The organism is Deefgea rivuli DSM 18356 (assembly GCF_000620145.1).
Classification (GTDB): Bacteria; Pseudomonadota; Gammaproteobacteria; order Burkholderiales; family Chitinibacteraceae; genus Deefgea; species Deefgea rivuli.
In genome coordinates, this window is the sequence record NZ_JHVM01000016.1 from 63,116 (window position 1) to 78,649 (window position 15,534).

Annotated in this window: 15 protein-coding genes; 13 read left to right on the top strand and 2 right to left on the bottom strand. The window is 49.8% G+C overall.

The window, feature by feature from the left end; all coding sequences use genetic code 11:
• Positions 1–115 precede the first annotated feature (115 nt).
• The 8 genes from Q320_RS0108440 (at position 116) to Q320_RS0108475 (ending at position 8,405) form a co-directional block, all read left to right on the top strand.
• Positions 116–904 carry a cell division protein FtsQ/DivIB gene (locus tag Q320_RS0108440; protein ID WP_027468635.1) on the top strand — a complete coding sequence of 263 codons (789 nt, stop codon included), beginning with the start codon at positions 116–118 and terminating at the stop codon, positions 902–904.
• A 91-nt stretch (positions 905–995) separates the two neighbouring features.
• Entirely contained in the window at positions 996–2,228 is a 1,233-nt protein-coding gene (gene ftsA / locus Q320_RS0108445) for a cell division protein FtsA (protein WP_211251201.1), read from the top strand.
• A gap of 43 nt (positions 2,229–2,271) precedes the next feature.
• The gene (ftsZ, locus tag Q320_RS0108450) at positions 2,272–3,447 is read left to right on the top strand and encodes a cell division protein FtsZ (protein WP_035853192.1); all 1,176 of its coding nucleotides are present in this window, start codon (positions 2,272–2,274) and stop codon (positions 3,445–3,447) included.
• Between the two features lie 126 nt (positions 3,448–3,573).
• Positions 3,574–4,488 (top strand): UDP-3-O-acyl-N-acetylglucosamine deacetylase, encoded by a 915-nt coding sequence (lpxC, locus tag Q320_RS0108455; RefSeq protein ID WP_027468638.1) that lies wholly within the window; start codon positions 3,574–3,576, stop codon positions 4,486–4,488.
• 1 nt (position 4,489) lies between these two features.
• Positions 4,490–4,675, top strand: a complete 186-nt coding sequence (locus Q320_RS0108460) for a hypothetical protein (RefSeq protein WP_027468639.1) — start codon at positions 4,490–4,492, stop codon at positions 4,673–4,675.
• 10 nt (positions 4,676–4,685) lie between these two features.
• A complete protein-coding gene (locus Q320_RS0108465) occupies positions 4,686–5,408 on the top strand; it encodes a 16S rRNA (uracil(1498)-N(3))-methyltransferase (RefSeq protein WP_027468640.1) in 723 nt (240 codons plus the stop codon).
• Positions 5,409–5,470: 62 nt separating this feature from the next.
• A complete protein-coding gene (msbA, locus tag Q320_RS0108470) occupies positions 5,471–7,270 on the top strand; it encodes a lipid A export permease/ATP-binding protein MsbA (protein ID WP_027468641.1) in 1,800 nt (599 codons plus the stop codon).
• A 4-nt stretch (positions 7,271–7,274) separates the two neighbouring features.
• Entirely contained in the window at positions 7,275–8,405 is a 1,131-nt protein-coding gene (locus tag Q320_RS0108475) for a glycosyltransferase family 4 protein (protein WP_051534599.1), read from the top strand.
• Positions 8,406–8,419: 14 nt separating this feature from the next.
• Here Q320_RS0108475 and Q320_RS0108480 read toward each other — a convergent pair whose 3' ends face one another.
• Positions 8,420–9,226 (bottom strand): glycosyltransferase, encoded by an 807-nt coding sequence (locus Q320_RS0108480; protein ID WP_035853197.1) that lies wholly within the window; start codon positions 9,224–9,226, stop codon positions 8,420–8,422.
• A complete protein-coding gene (locus Q320_RS0108485; protein ID WP_035853223.1) occupies positions 9,216–9,965 on the bottom strand; it encodes a glycosyltransferase family 2 protein in 750 nt (249 codons plus the stop codon). The genes Q320_RS0108480 and Q320_RS0108485 overlap by 11 nt, the downstream gene beginning before the upstream one ends.
• A gap of 139 nt (positions 9,966–10,104) precedes the next feature.
• On the opposite strand from Q320_RS0108485, the gene rfaQ reads away from it, so the two are divergent.
• The 5 genes from rfaQ (at position 10,105) to Q320_RS0108510 (ending at position 15,393) form a co-directional block, all read left to right on the top strand.
• A complete protein-coding gene (gene rfaQ / locus Q320_RS0108490) occupies positions 10,105–11,220 on the top strand; it encodes a putative lipopolysaccharide heptosyltransferase III (RefSeq protein ID WP_027468645.1) in 1,116 nt (371 codons plus the stop codon).
• Positions 11,217–12,440, top strand: a complete 1,224-nt coding sequence (locus Q320_RS0108495; protein ID WP_027468646.1) for an O-antigen ligase family protein — start codon at positions 11,217–11,219, stop codon at positions 12,438–12,440. The genes rfaQ and Q320_RS0108495 overlap by 4 nt, the downstream gene beginning before the upstream one ends.
• The gene (gene metX / locus Q320_RS0108500; protein ID WP_027468647.1) at positions 12,424–13,560 is read left to right on the top strand and encodes a homoserine O-succinyltransferase MetX; all 1,137 of its coding nucleotides are present in this window, start codon (positions 12,424–12,426) and stop codon (positions 13,558–13,560) included. Before Q320_RS0108495 ends, metX begins: the two co-directional genes overlap by 17 nt.
• Complete coding sequence (metW, locus tag Q320_RS0108505) at positions 13,560–14,171, top strand: methionine biosynthesis protein MetW (RefSeq protein ID WP_027468648.1); 612 nt, start codon at positions 13,560–13,562, stop codon at positions 14,169–14,171. Before metX ends, metW begins: the two co-directional genes overlap by 1 nt.
• 253 nt (positions 14,172–14,424) lie before the next feature.
• Positions 14,425–15,393, top strand: coding sequence for a Gfo/Idh/MocA family protein (locus tag Q320_RS0108510; protein ID WP_027468649.1), 969 nt, complete (start codon positions 14,425–14,427; stop codon positions 15,391–15,393).
• Positions 15,394–15,534: the final 141 nt, after the last annotated feature.

The window sequence follows — 15,534 nt, forward strand, 5'->3', positions numbered from 1 at the left end:
ATTCGCCTGCGTTAATATACCCGAGTGGGTTGGGTGCTGTTAGCACCCTCTAAGAATTAAATGGAATCAAATATGTTCGTGCCGTTTCCACAGCTATCGTTGGCAGTCATTCCCTATGTGGGATAAGCCGCAGCTATTGATGTGGTTTGCGAACTTGCTGACGGCTTTGGCGCTGATGTTGTTGTTTTATTCGCTGCTGTTTTTGGCGGTGCACTCACCGTTGTTTCCGGTGCGGCGGATTAAAGTCGATGGCGATTTAACGCACGTTACGCGTGAGCAATTGCAATACGTGATTAAAAACGAGTTGAAAGGCACGTTTTTTACGCTGGATTTGGATAAAACACGGCAGAACTTTGAGAAATTGCCGTGGGTACGTCAGGTTGAAGTGCGCCGTCGCTGGCCAGATCGCCTCGAAGTGAATATTGAAGAGCATCAAGCAGTCGCCCGTTGGGGCACTGCGGGTTTACTCAATTCACATGGCGAGAAATTTGATGCGGCGACGAGTGACCCTTTGCCGGTGCTGGAAGGGCCAGACGGCACTGAAAAATTGATGGTCGATGGTTTTCAAAGTTTGAAAACGGCATTGGCTCCGCTGGGACGCAAGCCCACGCATTTATGGTTGTCAGATCGGCGAGCATGGCGGTTTGAGTTGGATAGGCAGTTGATTGTTGAAATTGGCCGTGATGATCCAGTGGATCGAGTGAAGCGCTTTGTGAAAGCTTATCCGAATACTTTGGCGCTCTTGCAGCAGCCGTTTGAGTATGTAGATTTGCGTTATCCGAATGGATTTGCGGTGCGATTACCGACTTATCAACCGATTGAAAAGCCGCTTGCAGCGAAGGGAAGTGCCGTGAAAACAGCACCGTCTGTCGTCAAGCCTAAGGCGATTAAAGCTTCGGCATGATTTATGCTTTTAATGGCTTAAAGTGTTAAAAAGTAATAAGTTGGCCGTGTTATTTAAAGTTAAACCTTAAGATTTGTAAAAGAGGCTGTCAGTGACTAGGGATGCAAAAAACCTCATCGTTGGGCTAGATATCGGGACATCGAAAGTGGTCGCGGTGGTGGCTGATGTGAAGGAAGACGGCTCATTGAATGTGGTGGGCTTGGGCTCGGCTGCATCAAAAGGTTTGAAGCGCGGCGTCGTGGTCGATATTGAGAAAACCGTTGCGGCGATTCAATCGGCGCTCGGCGAAGCCGAATTAATGGCCGATTGCAAAATCAGTGAAGTCTATACCGGCATCGCAGGTAGCCACATTAAGAGCCTGAATTCGCACGGCATGGTGGCGATTAAAGATAAAGAAGTGACGCAGGCCGATATCGACCGCGTGATTGAAACCGCCAGCGCGGTGAATATTCCGACCGATCATCAAGTGCTGCATATTTTGTCGCAAGAATATGTGATCGACGGGCAAGAGGATGTGAAAGAGCCGCTGGGGATGTCCGGCGTGCGCCTTGAAGTTCGCGTGCACATTGTGTCGGGCGCGGTGTCCGCGGTGCAGAATATTACCAAGTGCGTGCGTCGTTGTGGCTTGGAAATCGCTGAAGTGGTGTTGCAGCCTTTGGCTTCAAGCTATGCAGTACTGACCGATGACGAGAAAGATTTAGGTGTGTGTTTGGTCGATATTGGCGGTGGTACGACGGATATCGCCGTATTTATCGGCGGTTCGATTCGCCATACCGCAGTAATCCCCATTGCAGGCGACCAAATTACCAATGATGTGGCGATGGCATTACGTACGCCAACGGGTGAGGCAGAAAACATCAAAATTCAACATGGGGTCGCGTTGCGGCATATGACCGACCCACAAACGATGATTGAAGTGCCAGGTGTTGGTGAGCGGGGCGCGCGGCAGATGTCGCGGCACACTTTGGCTGAAGTGATCGAGCCACGCGTTGAAGAGTTGTATAGCTTTGTGCAGGCTGAATTGCGCCGCGTGGGCTTTGAAGATCGTTTGTCGAGCGGAATCGTGATTACTGGTGGTGCATCTTTGATGCCTGGTATGACTGATTTGGCTGAAGAAATTTTCCATATGCCGGTGCGTTTAGGTTTGCCGCGTTATGTGGGCGGTTTGGCTGAGGTGGTGAAAAATCCACGTTATTCAACCGCAGTCGGTTTGCTTTTATTGGCGCGACAACAAATGCAAAAAGCGCCGGGTCACCGAGGCAAAGAAGGTGGTATGGGTGATGTTTTTGGCAGAATGAAGTCATGGTTTCAAAATAACTTCTGAAATATTCGGGTAAGCAGTAAAATCGGGCAAGAGGAGAGTGAAAATGGCATTATTAATTGAAGTACCAGAGGTTTCACATCACGTGAACATCAAAGTGATTGGCGTTGGCGGCGCAGGCTGCAATGCAATCAATAATATGATCGAGCACGCGATGCAATCGCATGGCGTCGATTTTATTTCGGCGAATACCGACGCACAGGTATTAAAGCAATCTAAAGCAGACAATGTCGTTCAGTTGGGCGCTGAATTGACGAAAGGCTTTGGCGCAGGTTGTAATCCAGAAATCGGCCGTCAAGCCGCCGAAGAAGATCGCGAGCGTATCGCTGAACTGATTTCGGGGGCTGACCTATTATTTATCACTGCCGGTATGGGTGGTGGCACGGGTACTGGCGCTGCGCCAGTGATCGCGCAAGTCGCGCGTGAGAAAGGGATTTTGACCGTTGGCGTCGTGACCAAACCAGGTTTAGACGAAGGCGGCCGTCAAAAAGTAGCGCAATCAGGTATCGACGAGCTAGCACGCTATGTGGATTCTTTGATTGTCGTGTCGAATCAAAAGCTCGAAGAAGTGCTGGGCGATGATGTAACCATCGACGAAGCGTTCCGCGCTGCCGATGATGTATTGCGTAATGCCGTTGGCTCTATCGTTGAAATCATTCAGTACCCAGGTTTGATCAACGTTGACTTTGCCGACGTGAAAACTGTCATGCGTGAAATGGGTATGGCGATGATGGGTTCAGCTCACGCGACTGGCCCAGACCGTGCGATCCGCGCGACTGAGGAAGCGATTCGTTGCCCATTATTGGACAATATTAGCTTTAAAGGCGCACGCGGCGTGTTGGTGAATTTCTCGACTGCACCGGGTAAATTGAAGAAATCTGAAACGCGTCAAGCGCTTGAAATTATCGAATCGCACGTTGCAGACGGCGCTTTGGTAAAACACGGTGTGGTTTACGACGAAGCTTTGGGTGAAGATGAAATCCGTGTGACTTTGGTTGCAACCGGTTTAGGTGGCAAAGCGATTAGCACGCCATCATTGACTGTAGTTAGCAGCCAATCGCTGAAAACCGGCACGGATAACGTAGCGTACGAAGATGCCTACGATACTCCAGCAATTTGGCGCAATAATCGTGGTAATCGTGCGCCAGAAGCGGCAGCACGTCCTGCGATGAGCAATATTGATATGGATATTCCTGCATTTTTGCGCCGCCAAGCGGACTAAAATTGTAAGGATAGAGTGTGAGGATAGCCCTTACGCTTTTCAATCGATGTGATAGTAATGATTCATCCAGCCCTTTGCCTAAGGCTGGTAAAATCGATAAATTGATTGGAAATAGGCAGAACGGCCATGTTTTTACAAAGAACTTTGGATTCGACCATCCAGGCTACTGGCGTTGGTTTGCACTCCGGTGAGAAAGTAAGACTCACCTTGCGACCTGCCCCAGCGAACCATGGAATTGTGTTTAAGCGCTCTGATTTGCCCGAATCAGCGCCGTTCAAAGTCGGCCCAGATTTGGTGAACGACACGCGTCTCTCCTCGACGCTCGTCCAAGACGGCGTGCGTGTCGGCACCATTGAGCATCTGATGTCTGCATTTGCAGGGCTTGGCATCGACAATGTGATTGTCGAAGTCGATGCCCCTGAAATGCCGATTATGGATGGTTCTGCTGCACCGTTTATATACTTGATTCAAACTGCCGGCGTGCACGAGCTGGATGCGCCTAAGCAGTTTGTCAAAGTACTCAAGCCCATCGAAGTTCACGATGGCGATAAATGGGTTAAGTTTGAGCCACACAACGGCTACAAAGTCAGCTTGACCATTGATTTCAAACATCCCGCTTTTAAAAAATCAGCGCAAACGATAGCGCTGGATTTTGCCAAATCGAACTACATTACCGAAATCGCCCGTGCGCGCACTTTTGGCTTTATTCATGAAGTTGAATACCTGCGCATGAATGGCTTGGCGCGTGGTGGCAATATGGATAATGCGGTTGTGATCGATGAGTTTCGCGTCTTGAATGAAGGTGGTTTGCGCTTTGAAGACGAGTTCGTTCGGCATAAAATTCTCGATGCAATTGGCGATTTGTATATTCTGGGTCATCCGCTGATCGCTGCGTTTTCTGGCTATAAATCAGGCCATGCGATGAATAATAAGCTGCTGCGCGAGCTGCTTTCTGATCCAAGCAATTACGAAATGGTTAGTTTTGATCGCATCGAAGACGTCCCTTCTGCCTTCCACGATTTGCCCGACTTAGGTATCTAAGGTGTTCGCGATTTTAAGAGCGCTGTTTGTGCTGGCAGTGCTGGGAATCGCCTACTCTGGTGTGCGCTATGTGCGTAGCCGCGATGTGTATTGGCTGAAAGTAATACGCTGGATACTCTATTTTGTTATTTCTTTGTCATTACTTATATTTACTGGCCTATTGATTCAGCGTTTGCTGATCACCTGATTGGATTTTTATGCCGCGTTTTTATGTTGATTTGCCGCTGAGTGTTGGCCTCAGCCTTGATTTGCCCGAGGCTGTCGCGCGGCATGTTCAAGTGTTACGGATGCAGCCGGGCGATGCGCTGAATTTATTTAACGGGCAGGGCGGGGAATATGCCGCTGAAATTGCGGCAATGGGAAAGAAAACGGTGAGCGTCAGTGTGCAAGCATTTGATGCGGTGGATCGTGAATCGCCGTTGAAAATCACGCTGGTGCAAGCGATCTCGGCCGCCGACCGGATGGATTACACGGTACAAAAAGCCGCTGAGCTGGGTGTGGCCGTATTGCAGCCGGTGATTTCGCAATATTGCCAGCAGCGTTATTCGGGCGAACGCGCCGAAAAACGCATGGCGCATTGGCAAGGCATCGCCGCCAGCGCCGCCGAACAATGTGGCCGAACGCGTTTACTGGAAATTCGCCCGATCATTTCTTTAGCGCAATTTTTGGCTGCTACGGACAACAGTGAATTAAAACTCTTGCTGTGCCCGACGGGGGCTGTGGCTTGGGCTAGTTTGCCAACGCAAGTTACAAGTGTCAGCGTTTTGATTGGTCCTGAAGGTGGGTATTCGCCTGAAGAGGATGATCAAGCAGTTCTGGCAGGCTATACCTCGATTATTCTTGGGCCGCGTATTTTGCGTACTGAAAGTGTAGCGCCAGTGATCGCAGGTTTGCTGCAAGCACGGTATGGGGATTTTTAATTGATTCAGCCTGAAATTTTTTTTGATGTGTATGGTTTGCAAAAGCCTGTGGATTGCGCCCAATGACGAGTCGACAACTTTATTTTCGAATTTTAAGTTATATCGCGCCGTATAAATTAATTGCCGCTGTATCGATAGCTGCGATGGTGGTGGCTGGCGTCGTCGATGGCGCGATGGTGGGTTTGCTCGGTTATATCATTGATAGTTTTCAAGGTGGCGGTGTCGTTACTCGATCCAATGCGCTGGCACAATATCTTGATCAGCTAAAGCATTTTTTGCAGCCCGTGGGCGGGCCAGTGCTGTGGCTGATGCCGCTGCTGCTATTTTGTTTGGGACTGGTTCGACTGGTTTCTAGCTTCGCGTATGAATATGGCAGTGCATGGTTATCGAGCCAAGTGATGCATAATTTGCGCCGTGAAGTCTTTGCGCGGCTAATGAATATGCCGGTGAGCTATTTTGATCAGTCATCGACTGGTACTTTATTGTCTCGCGTCACGTACGACATCAATCAAATCATGGATGCGGGTTTGAATGTGTTGACGGTCTTGGTCAAAGATACTGCGCTGGCGATTTGGCTGTTGGCGACGATGATTTTGATTGATTGGCAGCTGACTTTGTTTTGCCTGATTATGTTGCCCGGTGCGGCGGTGTCGATTCGTATCGTGAGTAAGCGCCAGCGGCGTTTATCGCAGCAAACGCAAGATACGATGGGTGAAATGAGCCAGATTCTGGATGAGAGCTTATCAGGGCAGCGCATTATTAAAATCTTTGGTGGCACGGCGTATGAGCAGCAACGATTTGGCCGCGCCAATTTGCGCGTTCGGCATTTGTCGATCAAGCGTGCTGCGACGTCTAGCTTGAATTCTGGCTTTACGGTGTTTTTAATTGCCGTTGCAATGGCGGCGATTATTTACTTTGCAGGCGTGCGAGCGGCGGCGGGCATGATGAGTGCGGGTGCATTTGTTACCTTTATGAGCTCGATGATGTTGCTGCAACAGCCGATCAAAAATCTCTCCAAACTCAGTGATTCTCTGCACCGTGGTTTAGCCGCGGCAGAATCGGTGTTTGCGATATTGGATCAAGCGCCAGAGCGCGATACAGGGCAATATAAAACCGGGCGCGCTCGTGGTGAGATTAGTGTTCGTGCACTTGAGTTTGCTTATCATGCGGGCGGCAATAATGCGCTCAATGGCGTTGATTTGCAGATTAAACCCGGTGAGAGCGTGGCTTTAGTTGGGCAATCGGGCAGTGGTAAAACCACATTGGCGAGCTTATTGCCGCGCTTTTATGAAGTGACTCAGGGCGAAATCTGCTTAGATGGTGTTTTGCTGTCTGAATATCAATTGGCGAATTTGCGCGAGCAAATCGCGTTGGTATCGCAGGATATGGTGTTGTTTAACGATACAGTCGCAGCGAATATTGCCTATGGTGCAGCGCAAATCGATTTAGCACGCGTGCGCGCGGCGGCTGATGCGGCGCATGCGACTGAGTTTATCGAGCAAATGCCAGGTCGTTTTGATGAGATGCTCGGTGAGAATGGTGTGCGTCTATCGGGTGGGCAGCGGCAGCGTTTGGCGATTGCGCGCGCTATTTATAAAGATGCACCGATTTTAATTTTGGATGAAGCAACCAGTGCGCTCGATACCGAGTCGGAACGCAAAGTGCAGCAAGCTTTAGAAAACCTCATGCAAGGCCGCACCACTTTAGTGATTGCACATCGACTGTCTACCATCGAAAAAGTGGATCGTATCGTTGTGATGCGTAAAGGCAAAATCGTCGAAATGGGCAGCCATGCTGAGCTGATGCAGCGTGCTGGCTTGTATGCACAAATGCATGCGGTACAGTTTGCTGAGGTTGCGTAAGGCAATGACTCGCAGAGATTCAAAACGAAAGTTCAGCTCTGATGCCGCGCTGTTTTTAGAAAGCTCGATGAATATTGGCGGTCAAGAGCTGCAATTATTGCAGCAAATGAGCGAGCTGCAACAACGCGGCTGGCGCACGCGCTTGATTTGTAAACCGACTTCCAGAATTTATGCCCTCGCCAAAGAGCGTGGTCTGGATGTGGCGGCGGCGCGCTTTCGCAATGCGCTGCACTTGCCCAGCATTTTTACTGTTCGCCAGCATTTGCGCGAGTTGAATGCAGCAGCAGTCATCGTTCATAGTGGTCATGATGCCAATATTGGCGCGATTGCCAGCCGACTTTGTGGTTTGCAGCGCCCGCTGATTATCCGCATGCGAACTTATCAGCCTGGTGTACCTAGTTCATTGCCGTATCGCTATTTGTTCGATCACACTTTGGCTTGTAGCGCGCATTTGCGCGGCCGTATCCTCAAAAATCCTAAGATCCTAAGCAGTAAAGTAGGTGTTCTTTATCCAGGAATCGACTTCGCGCAGATTGAAGCCAACGCACAGCATGCCGAGTTGCCGCGCCAAGCTGCTGAATGGCTAAAAAACCGCCCCGGCCCCGTGATGCTGCAAGGTGCAATGCTGCGTGAAGAAAAAGGCCACGCGGTTATTTTGCAGGCGATGCCAGTAATTCTAAAACAGCATCCTCAGTTGCGTTTTCTGATTGCGGGTGAAGGCCATTTGCAGCCCGTTTTGCAGGCGATGATTGAAGAGCTGGGTTTGCAAGAGCATGCGTGTGTATTGGGAATGATTAACCCGATGGTGGGCTTATTGCGCCGTGCTGATCTGGCGATTTTGCCCTCATTGAGCGAGCCGTTTGGTATGTTCCAGATTGAGGCACTCAATCTTGGCATTCCAACTATCGCCTCTGATACAGACGGCATTCCAGAAACGATGGCGCATCAAGAAGATGGCCTTTTAGTCGCTGCGGGTGATGTGGCGGCTTGGAGTGTATCGATTAGCTGGGCGCTCACTCATCTGGAGCAGATGCGTACGTGGGCGGCGCATGGTCAGCAGAAAAACCGGGCGCGGTTTTCTGTGGCGCAGAACACGAATCAACTGATCGCGTTGATTCGTGGGGCTGTGAAATAGCGTTTTAAATCGCTTTATAAGTATTGATCTAAGCCGCGTTTGGCACGGATATGCTGGCCATTTAAAGTGGCTTCAAATTTCGCCCAGTTTTCGCGCTCTTGTGTTCTATCATTTTCTTTATGCCATAAATGCAGCACCGGCACGGCAAAGCGGCCATCTTTGATTTTAATGTTAGAGCGAATTAAGCGGACGGCGAAATCAGAATCTTCGTAACCCCAGCCTTGAAAGTCCTCATCAAAACCATTCACAGCAGTAAAGTCACTACGCCAAACGCCAAGATTGCAGGTGCGAACGCGTTGCCAGCGATTGCGGTGTAATTTACGCAAAGGGCCAAGCGCCAGCCGCAAATTGGCTGTGGCTTTATTCACATCCCCTTTAGCTTGTGCCACTTTCCATTCGGCATTGCTCCAATGGCACACTCGGGCAGGGTTTGGCGCTTTGAGTAGCATTGCGCTAAACTCCTTGGCAGCTAAAATTCGGTTGCCCGCAATCGCCCAGCCTTTTTCTGCTAAAGCGCGATGTTGAGTGCAAAAATCTGCAAACACCATGCAATCGCCATCCAGAAAAATCAGGTAGTCGCCGCTGGCCGCAGCAGCGGCACGATTGCGTGCGGCGGCGGCGCGAAATCCCACATCCTCTTGCCAGACATGGGCTAGGCGCACTGGATATTGCATGGATTGGATTAATGCTGCCGTTTCAGGTTTTGAGCCATCATCGGCCACAATCACTTCATAGTCGCCCTCTTGTAAGGCCAGCGAATCCAGTACCGCAACCAGTGCATCTGGGCGGTTGTAGGTGGTAACAATAATGCTAATTTTCATTGAGATACATCAGTTTAAGTTGGCGATAATAAGCGCCTTCGGCATTGGAAACGGCCAGGATAAATCCTTCACGGCCATCTAAAAATCCACGCTGCAAAAAATAAGTCCGCAAGAAAGTCCACAGGCCTTTGTAGATCGCTTTGCCTAGATGCGAGCTTTCGCCACGAGATTGGCGCTGCTGTGCTCCCGCTTTGGAATAGCGGTTGATCTTATCGAGCACATCGTCGAGATTATCAAAGGAAAAATGCAGTAGCTCGCCAGCTAAAAGTGGTGCATCACCTTGATAAATCAGCCTTTCATGCACCAAGTCATCCGAATACTGCGCTGCACCGCGTTGGAAAAGCCTCGGTAAATGATCTGGATACCAGCCCGCATGTTTGATCCAGCGCCCGCAATAATTTGATAGTCGAGAGAGTCTATAAACTGGGGCGGCTGCCTCGGAGTTGATCGCAGATTGGACGCTATTGATCAGCGTTTCGCTCAGCACTTCATCAGCATCCAGCGCTAAAACCCAATCGGTATTGAGCAGTGCAATCGCACGGTTTTTCTGAATGCCAAAGCCGGGCCAGTCGCTGGTTTGGTGGATTTCTACCCCATGCCTAGCGGCGATTTCTAAGGTCGCATCCGTGCTGCCTGAATCTAGGACGATGATTTGCTGCGCCCAAGCGACAGACTTGAGGCATTCGTCTAAATGCGCCGCCGCATTTTTGGTGATGATTGCAACGCCGATACGGGGCATAGTTTTACTGTTTTCATGAATCATGGCTGCTATAATCGCCGCTCTTGTTTAATCAGGCAAGTAGCTCATGCTCGCAGCGTGCTGACTCACTGAGACTAAGATCAAGGCGGTGCAATTTTGTGTCTCAATAGAAGGCTTTATGAAAACGATTCTGCCCTTGTTTAAGAAGTCGCCCCCGCAAAAAATCTTGCTGATTACCTTGCGCTACTTGGGCGATACTTTGCTGACGACGCCATTGCTCAACGCTTTACGCGCCGCGTATCCAGATGCGCAAATTGATGTGCTGTTGTATGACAATACCAAGGCGATGTTGGCGGGTAATCCTGCGGTATCAAATCTCATCGCTGTGAGCGCGAAGCCACGCCGAGCAGAGTATATCCAATTATTAAAACGCATTTTCCGTCAGTATGATTTGGCGATCACCACGCAAACCAGTGATAAAGTTGCCGCCTATGCGATGTTGGCTGCGCCAGTACGCATCGGTTTTGTGCCGCCTAAACCGCAAACGGGCTGGTTTAAGCGCTATATTTTTTCTCGCTTTCTTGAAACAGAGTCAGAGAAAACGCATACGGTGTTGGAGTTATTGCAACTCTGCCAATTGCTCCCGATCCTACCTGCGTATGATTTAACTCCGCCGCGCGTGGAAGACGGCTCTTTTTCAGTCAGCGATGTGGTTGATTCTGCTCGCTACGCGGTGCTGCACGTGATGCCGCAATGGCGTTACAAGCAATGGACGCGGGAAGGCTGGATTGCAGTGGCTCATTATTTGCATGTGCAAGGCGTGCAAGTGATTCTGTCCGGTGGCCCCGTTGCTGCCGAAGTGGATTATCTCAACGCGCTGCTAGCGGATATGCCTGAAGGCACGGTGAATTTAGCTGGCCGATTGTCTTTGGCACAATTGGCGCAAGTGATCTCGGGCGCGCAGGTATTTGTTGGTGTGGATACTGGAACAACGCATTTAGCCGCCGCGACCCAAGTGCCGACCGTGGCCTTATTTGGTCCGACTGACCCCGTAAAATGGACGCCTTGGCCAGCGCAGTACCAAAAGAGCCAAAGCCCGTTTGTGACGCATGGCAGTCAGCAGGTGAATAATGTGTATTTAATTCAAGGCCAAAAGGATTGCGTGCCGTGTTATTTAGAAGGCTGTTTACGAAATCGCCAAAGTCATAGTGAATGCCTTGATACGATGAATTCTCAGCAAGTGATTGATGTGATTTCTTCTATTCTTAAAAAGAATGCGGAGCGTGGTGAATGAAATATAGTTATTGGTTTTCTTTATTTTCAGCCGTTATCGCAGGGCTGGCAATTCCGATGTCGACTGCGGCACAAAATATCAGTGGTGGCTTATTGCTCTTGTCGGCAATTTTAATGCTGGGCTCATGGCGCGATTTAAAAGAAGAATGTCAAAAGCCATTTGCGATTGTTGCTTTGAGTTTGGGGATTTTATTTGTAGTTTCCATCTTGTGGACCTCTGCGAGTTCAGAGGGTGGATGGGGGTTTATTTTAAAGCTGCGAGCTTATTTCCTCATCCCATTTTTCTTGTACGTCTTCTCAAAACCCAAACTTAGAAATGCTTTTTTGATTGCTTTCTCCGCTGGTGTTTTATTGAGTGTTATTTTATCTTGTATTTCGGCCTGGCTTGATCAACCTATTTTGAGAGCGCGTCAAGGTGATTGGGCCGTTTTTAGAGATCATATCTCGCATAATTTATTTGCAGGGTTTTTAGGGGTTGGGATTTTTTCTGCTCTTCTTGTTAAGCAATGGACGGGATATAAAAATATTTTGGCCATCATTAGCCTTCTTCTGATTTGTTATAATGTGTTTTTTGTCGTTCCAGGAAGAACAGGGCAAATTATTTTCTTAATGATGTTGGGCATGGTTTTCGTTTTTTGGAATTGGCGCAAGGGATTATTACTGGGAAGTGTTTTCTTGTTGTCTGCTATGATTATTCTGCCGAAATATTCCTCCGTCATTCAAGGCGGGATTGCGAGAGTGCAATCTGATTTGGCGGCTTATTCTCAAGGAAGTACTGAGGCGAACTCAGTAGGAATTCGTCTTGAGTTTTATAAAAATAGCTTCGCTTTAATCCAAGAAAAACCACTATTAGGCCACGGCGTTGGTAGTTATGAAAATGAATATCAGCGAATTGCCAAAGCCAATCAAAGTTTGATTTTGGAATCAGGTAATCCGCATAATAATTATTTATGGTTTGGCGTTGAGCTGGGTGTTTTGGGTATCATTTTACTGTTGGCTTTGATGGGCGCGGCAGCTTGGCAAGGTCGACATTTAGAAAAAATGTGGAAGTGGTCTTTGTATGCATTATTGGCTGGAATGGGAATCTCCTCATTGGCAAATTCATTGTTTGTTGATAACGTTTCTGGATTCGCATTTGTTTTACTATGTTGCGCATTATTAAATGCTCCCAAAGAATTAATGACTGCTAGCAATAGGACATCATCTGATGCAGCCCAATAGTATTGGTATTGTTACCCCACAGAAATTCCAGTTTGATGAAGCGATTACGCTGTCTTCCGGCGCGGTTTTGCCGTCGTATGAGCTGATGGTCGAGACTTATGGCACGCTCAATGCCGATAAATCGAACGCTATTTTGATCTGCCACGCGCTGTCGGGCCACCATCATGTAGCGGGCTACCACTCTGCTGACGATAAAGCGCCGGGTTGGTGGGACAGCATGATTGGCCCAGGTAAACCGATTGATACGGATCGCTTTTTCGTCATTGGCGTGAATAATTTGGGCGGTTGTCATGGCTCAACGGGGCCTTCGAGCATCAATCCTGCAACGGGCGAGCAATATGGCGCTAGTTTCCCAGTCGTGTTGGTCAGGGATTGGGTTGAAACGCAGGCGCGTTTGGCCGATCGGCTTGGGATTGTTCAATTCGCCGCCGTCATTGGTGGCAGCTTGGGGGGTATGCAGGCGTTGCGCTGGTCTATCACGTATCCTGAGCGTATACGTCATGCATTGGTGATTGCTTCTGCGCCGAAACTCACCGCGCAAAATATCGCGTTTAATGACGTGGCACGCCAAGCGATTATTACTGATCCTGAATTTCACGGGGGTGATTTTTATCAGCACGGCGTCGTGCCAAAACGCGGCTTGCGCTTGGCGCGCATGCTCGGGCATATCACCTATTTGTCAGACGATGGTATGGGCGAGAAATTTGGTCGCTTGCTGCGCACGGGCGAATACAAATACGGCTATGAAGTCGAGTTCGAAATTGAATCTTACTTGCGTTATCAAGGCGATAAATTTGCCAATGTGTTCGACGCGAACACCTATTTATTGATGACCAAGGCGCTGGATTATTTCGATCCGGCGCGGCATTACGGCGGCAGTCTGGCGCAGGCGATGCGCCAAGCGCAGGCGAAATTTCTGGTCGTGTCGTTCACCTCGGATTGGCGTTTCGCGCCAGCGCGCTCGCGTGAGATCGTCAAAGCGCTGCTGGATGCAGATCGCAGTGTGTCGTACGCAGAAATTGAATCTCAGCACGGTCACGATGCCTTCCTGATGGAAGACGCCCCATATATGGGGGTGATGCGTGCTTACCTGAATAATATTGCTGTGGAGGTGGCGTAATGGCCGCAATACAACATGCCGCTGTGGGCAATTTGCGCCCCGATTTAAAACACATCGCCGAGCAAATTAAACCTAATTCTCGCGTGCTCGATTTGGGCTGCGCCGATGGCGAATTGCTCGCGTGGCTACAAGCCAACAAACAAGTGCGCGGCATTGGCGTCGACGTCGATGTAAATTCGATTGTGACTTGTGTGGAAAAAGGTCTGAACGTCATTCAAGCCGATATGGAAAGCGGCTTGCAGCATTTTGAAGACGGTAGTTTTGACTATGTCGTGCTGTCGCTAACGATCCAATCGATGCATAACGTTGAGCTGATTTTGCAAGAAATGCTGCGCGTTGGCCGCTGCGGGATTGTTACGTTCCCGAACTTTGGCTTCTGGGAAAACCGCTGGCAAATCCTGCTCGGCCGCATGCCGGTTTCCGAAACGATTCCGTACGATTGGTATAACACACCGAATATTCACTTCTGCACTGTGCATGATTTTGGTAAATTGCTGGCTAAACTCGGCATGCAAGTGGACGGCCAAATTGTGTTGCATCAAGGTGAGCCGGTTGAGTTTCTGCCGAATCTACTAGGGAGCTTGGCGCTGGTGCGGTTTAGCCAAGCCTAGGCGTAGGGTGGGTTAGGCCGCAGTAGGGCGTCGATTAACACTGAAGCTGATCGGCCGCGTACCCACCATTTATGTGTTCATATCAGCATGGTCGTGGTGGGTACGCGGTATAAACCCGCCTAACCCCCTGCAAAACAGCATATTTGGATTGGACTTTTAGCTTGGGCTGAACAGGGTAATACCTGATTGGTGTATTGGATTGAAGGCTAGATAATATTTAACTTCTGTGGCAATACCCTCATTAAGGCGAGCTATGAACACAATCAAAACCATCCGTTTCGGCATCATCGGCACTGGCAGTATCGCGCAACGCTTTGTAGTGGGTTTGGAACAAGTACCCGATGCACAAGCTGTCGCAGTATTTAACCGTACTGCCAGCAAAGCCACTCAATTCGCTACCTCCAATCAAATACCTCATATTTATTCATCGTTGGATGAACTGCTCGCTAGCGATATCGACGCGGTGTATATCGCGACGCCGCATCCTAGCCATGCCGCGCTGAGTATTGCGGCGCTCAAAGCTGGTAAAGCGGTGCTGTGCGAAAAGCCGGCTGCGGTGACTTTGGCTGAGTTGGACGACGTCATCGCGGCCGCGCAAGCCACGCAGCGCCTCTATATGGAGGCGATGAAACCGCCGTTTTTCCCGCTGTATCAAATGATTCGTGAGCGCATTGAGTCAGGTTCAATTGGCGATGTACGTTTCGTTCGTGCTGGTTTCGCGAACCCGAATATCCCTGCTGGCCACGCGGTGCTCGATCCAGCGCAAGCGGGTGGTGGCTTGCTCGATATTGGCATTTACGCGGCATTTTTGGCGGTGGATTGGCTTGGCGCGAGCAGCGAAGTGCAAACCTTAGGGCGGATGGGTGTGAGCGGCGTCGATACCTTTGCCAGCTGGCAATCTCAGCACGCGAATGGCATCAGCCAGTTGTATTGCGGGCTGGACGTGGCGGGCAGCGGCGAAGCACTGATTTCTGGCTCGGCTGGTTATGTGCTGATTCACGATAAATGGTGGAACCCAGCGCGCGCGACTTTGGTGACTGCAACGGGCGAGCGTGAAGAATTAACGCACACCCCAATCGGTTCAGGCCTCAATTACGAAACCGCACATTTTTGCGATCTGCTGTGCAATGGGCAGCTAGAAAGCCCAATTTTATCCCACGCCAAAACCCGCGCCGCATTGCAAATGACACTGCAAGCGCGTTACGCTTTGGGCAATTCTTAATTAATGTTTGAAGCTGTGCCGCAATGGTTGAGCTGCGCGAGATCCCTTGTATCAAGCCGAGCGAGGAACAAGCGGCAAGGGGCTTTCGGCGGGCTCTGTTTTGTTAAAGCCCGACGCCTTGCCGATTGTCCGCAGCGAGGG

Bases quoted from the DNA above. Each gene is read 5' to 3' on its own strand.
- ftsZ (WP_035853192.1), top strand. From the start codon at position 2,272: ATGGCATTATTAATTGAAGTACCAGAGGTTTCACATCACGTGAACATC.
- Q320_RS0108480 (WP_035853197.1), bottom strand. From the start codon at position 9,226: ATGAAAATTAGCATTATTGTTACCACCTACAACCGCCCAGATGCACTG.
- rfaQ (WP_027468645.1), top strand. From the start codon at position 10,105: ATGAAAACGATTCTGCCCTTGTTTAAGAAGTCGCCCCCGCAAAAAATC.
- Q320_RS0108485 (WP_035853223.1), bottom strand. From the start codon at position 9,965: ATGCCCCGTATCGGCGTTGCAATCATCACCAAAAATGCGGCGGCGCAT.
- Q320_RS0108510 (WP_027468649.1), top strand. From the start codon at position 14,425: ATGAACACAATCAAAACCATCCGTTTCGGCATCATCGGCACTGGCAGT.
- lpxC (WP_027468638.1), top strand. From the start codon at position 3,574: ATGTTTTTACAAAGAACTTTGGATTCGACCATCCAGGCTACTGGCGTT.
- msbA (WP_027468641.1), top strand. From the start codon at position 5,471: ATGACGAGTCGACAACTTTATTTTCGAATTTTAAGTTATATCGCGCCG.
- metW (WP_027468648.1), top strand. From the start codon at position 13,560: ATGGCCGCAATACAACATGCCGCTGTGGGCAATTTGCGCCCCGATTTA.
- Q320_RS0108440 (WP_027468635.1), top strand. From the start codon at position 116: ATGTGGGATAAGCCGCAGCTATTGATGTGGTTTGCGAACTTGCTGACG.
- Q320_RS0108475 (WP_051534599.1), top strand. From the start codon at position 7,275: ATGACTCGCAGAGATTCAAAACGAAAGTTCAGCTCTGATGCCGCGCTG.
- Q320_RS0108495 (WP_027468646.1), top strand. From the start codon at position 11,217: ATGAAATATAGTTATTGGTTTTCTTTATTTTCAGCCGTTATCGCAGGG.
- Q320_RS0108465 (WP_027468640.1), top strand. From the start codon at position 4,686: ATGCCGCGTTTTTATGTTGATTTGCCGCTGAGTGTTGGCCTCAGCCTT.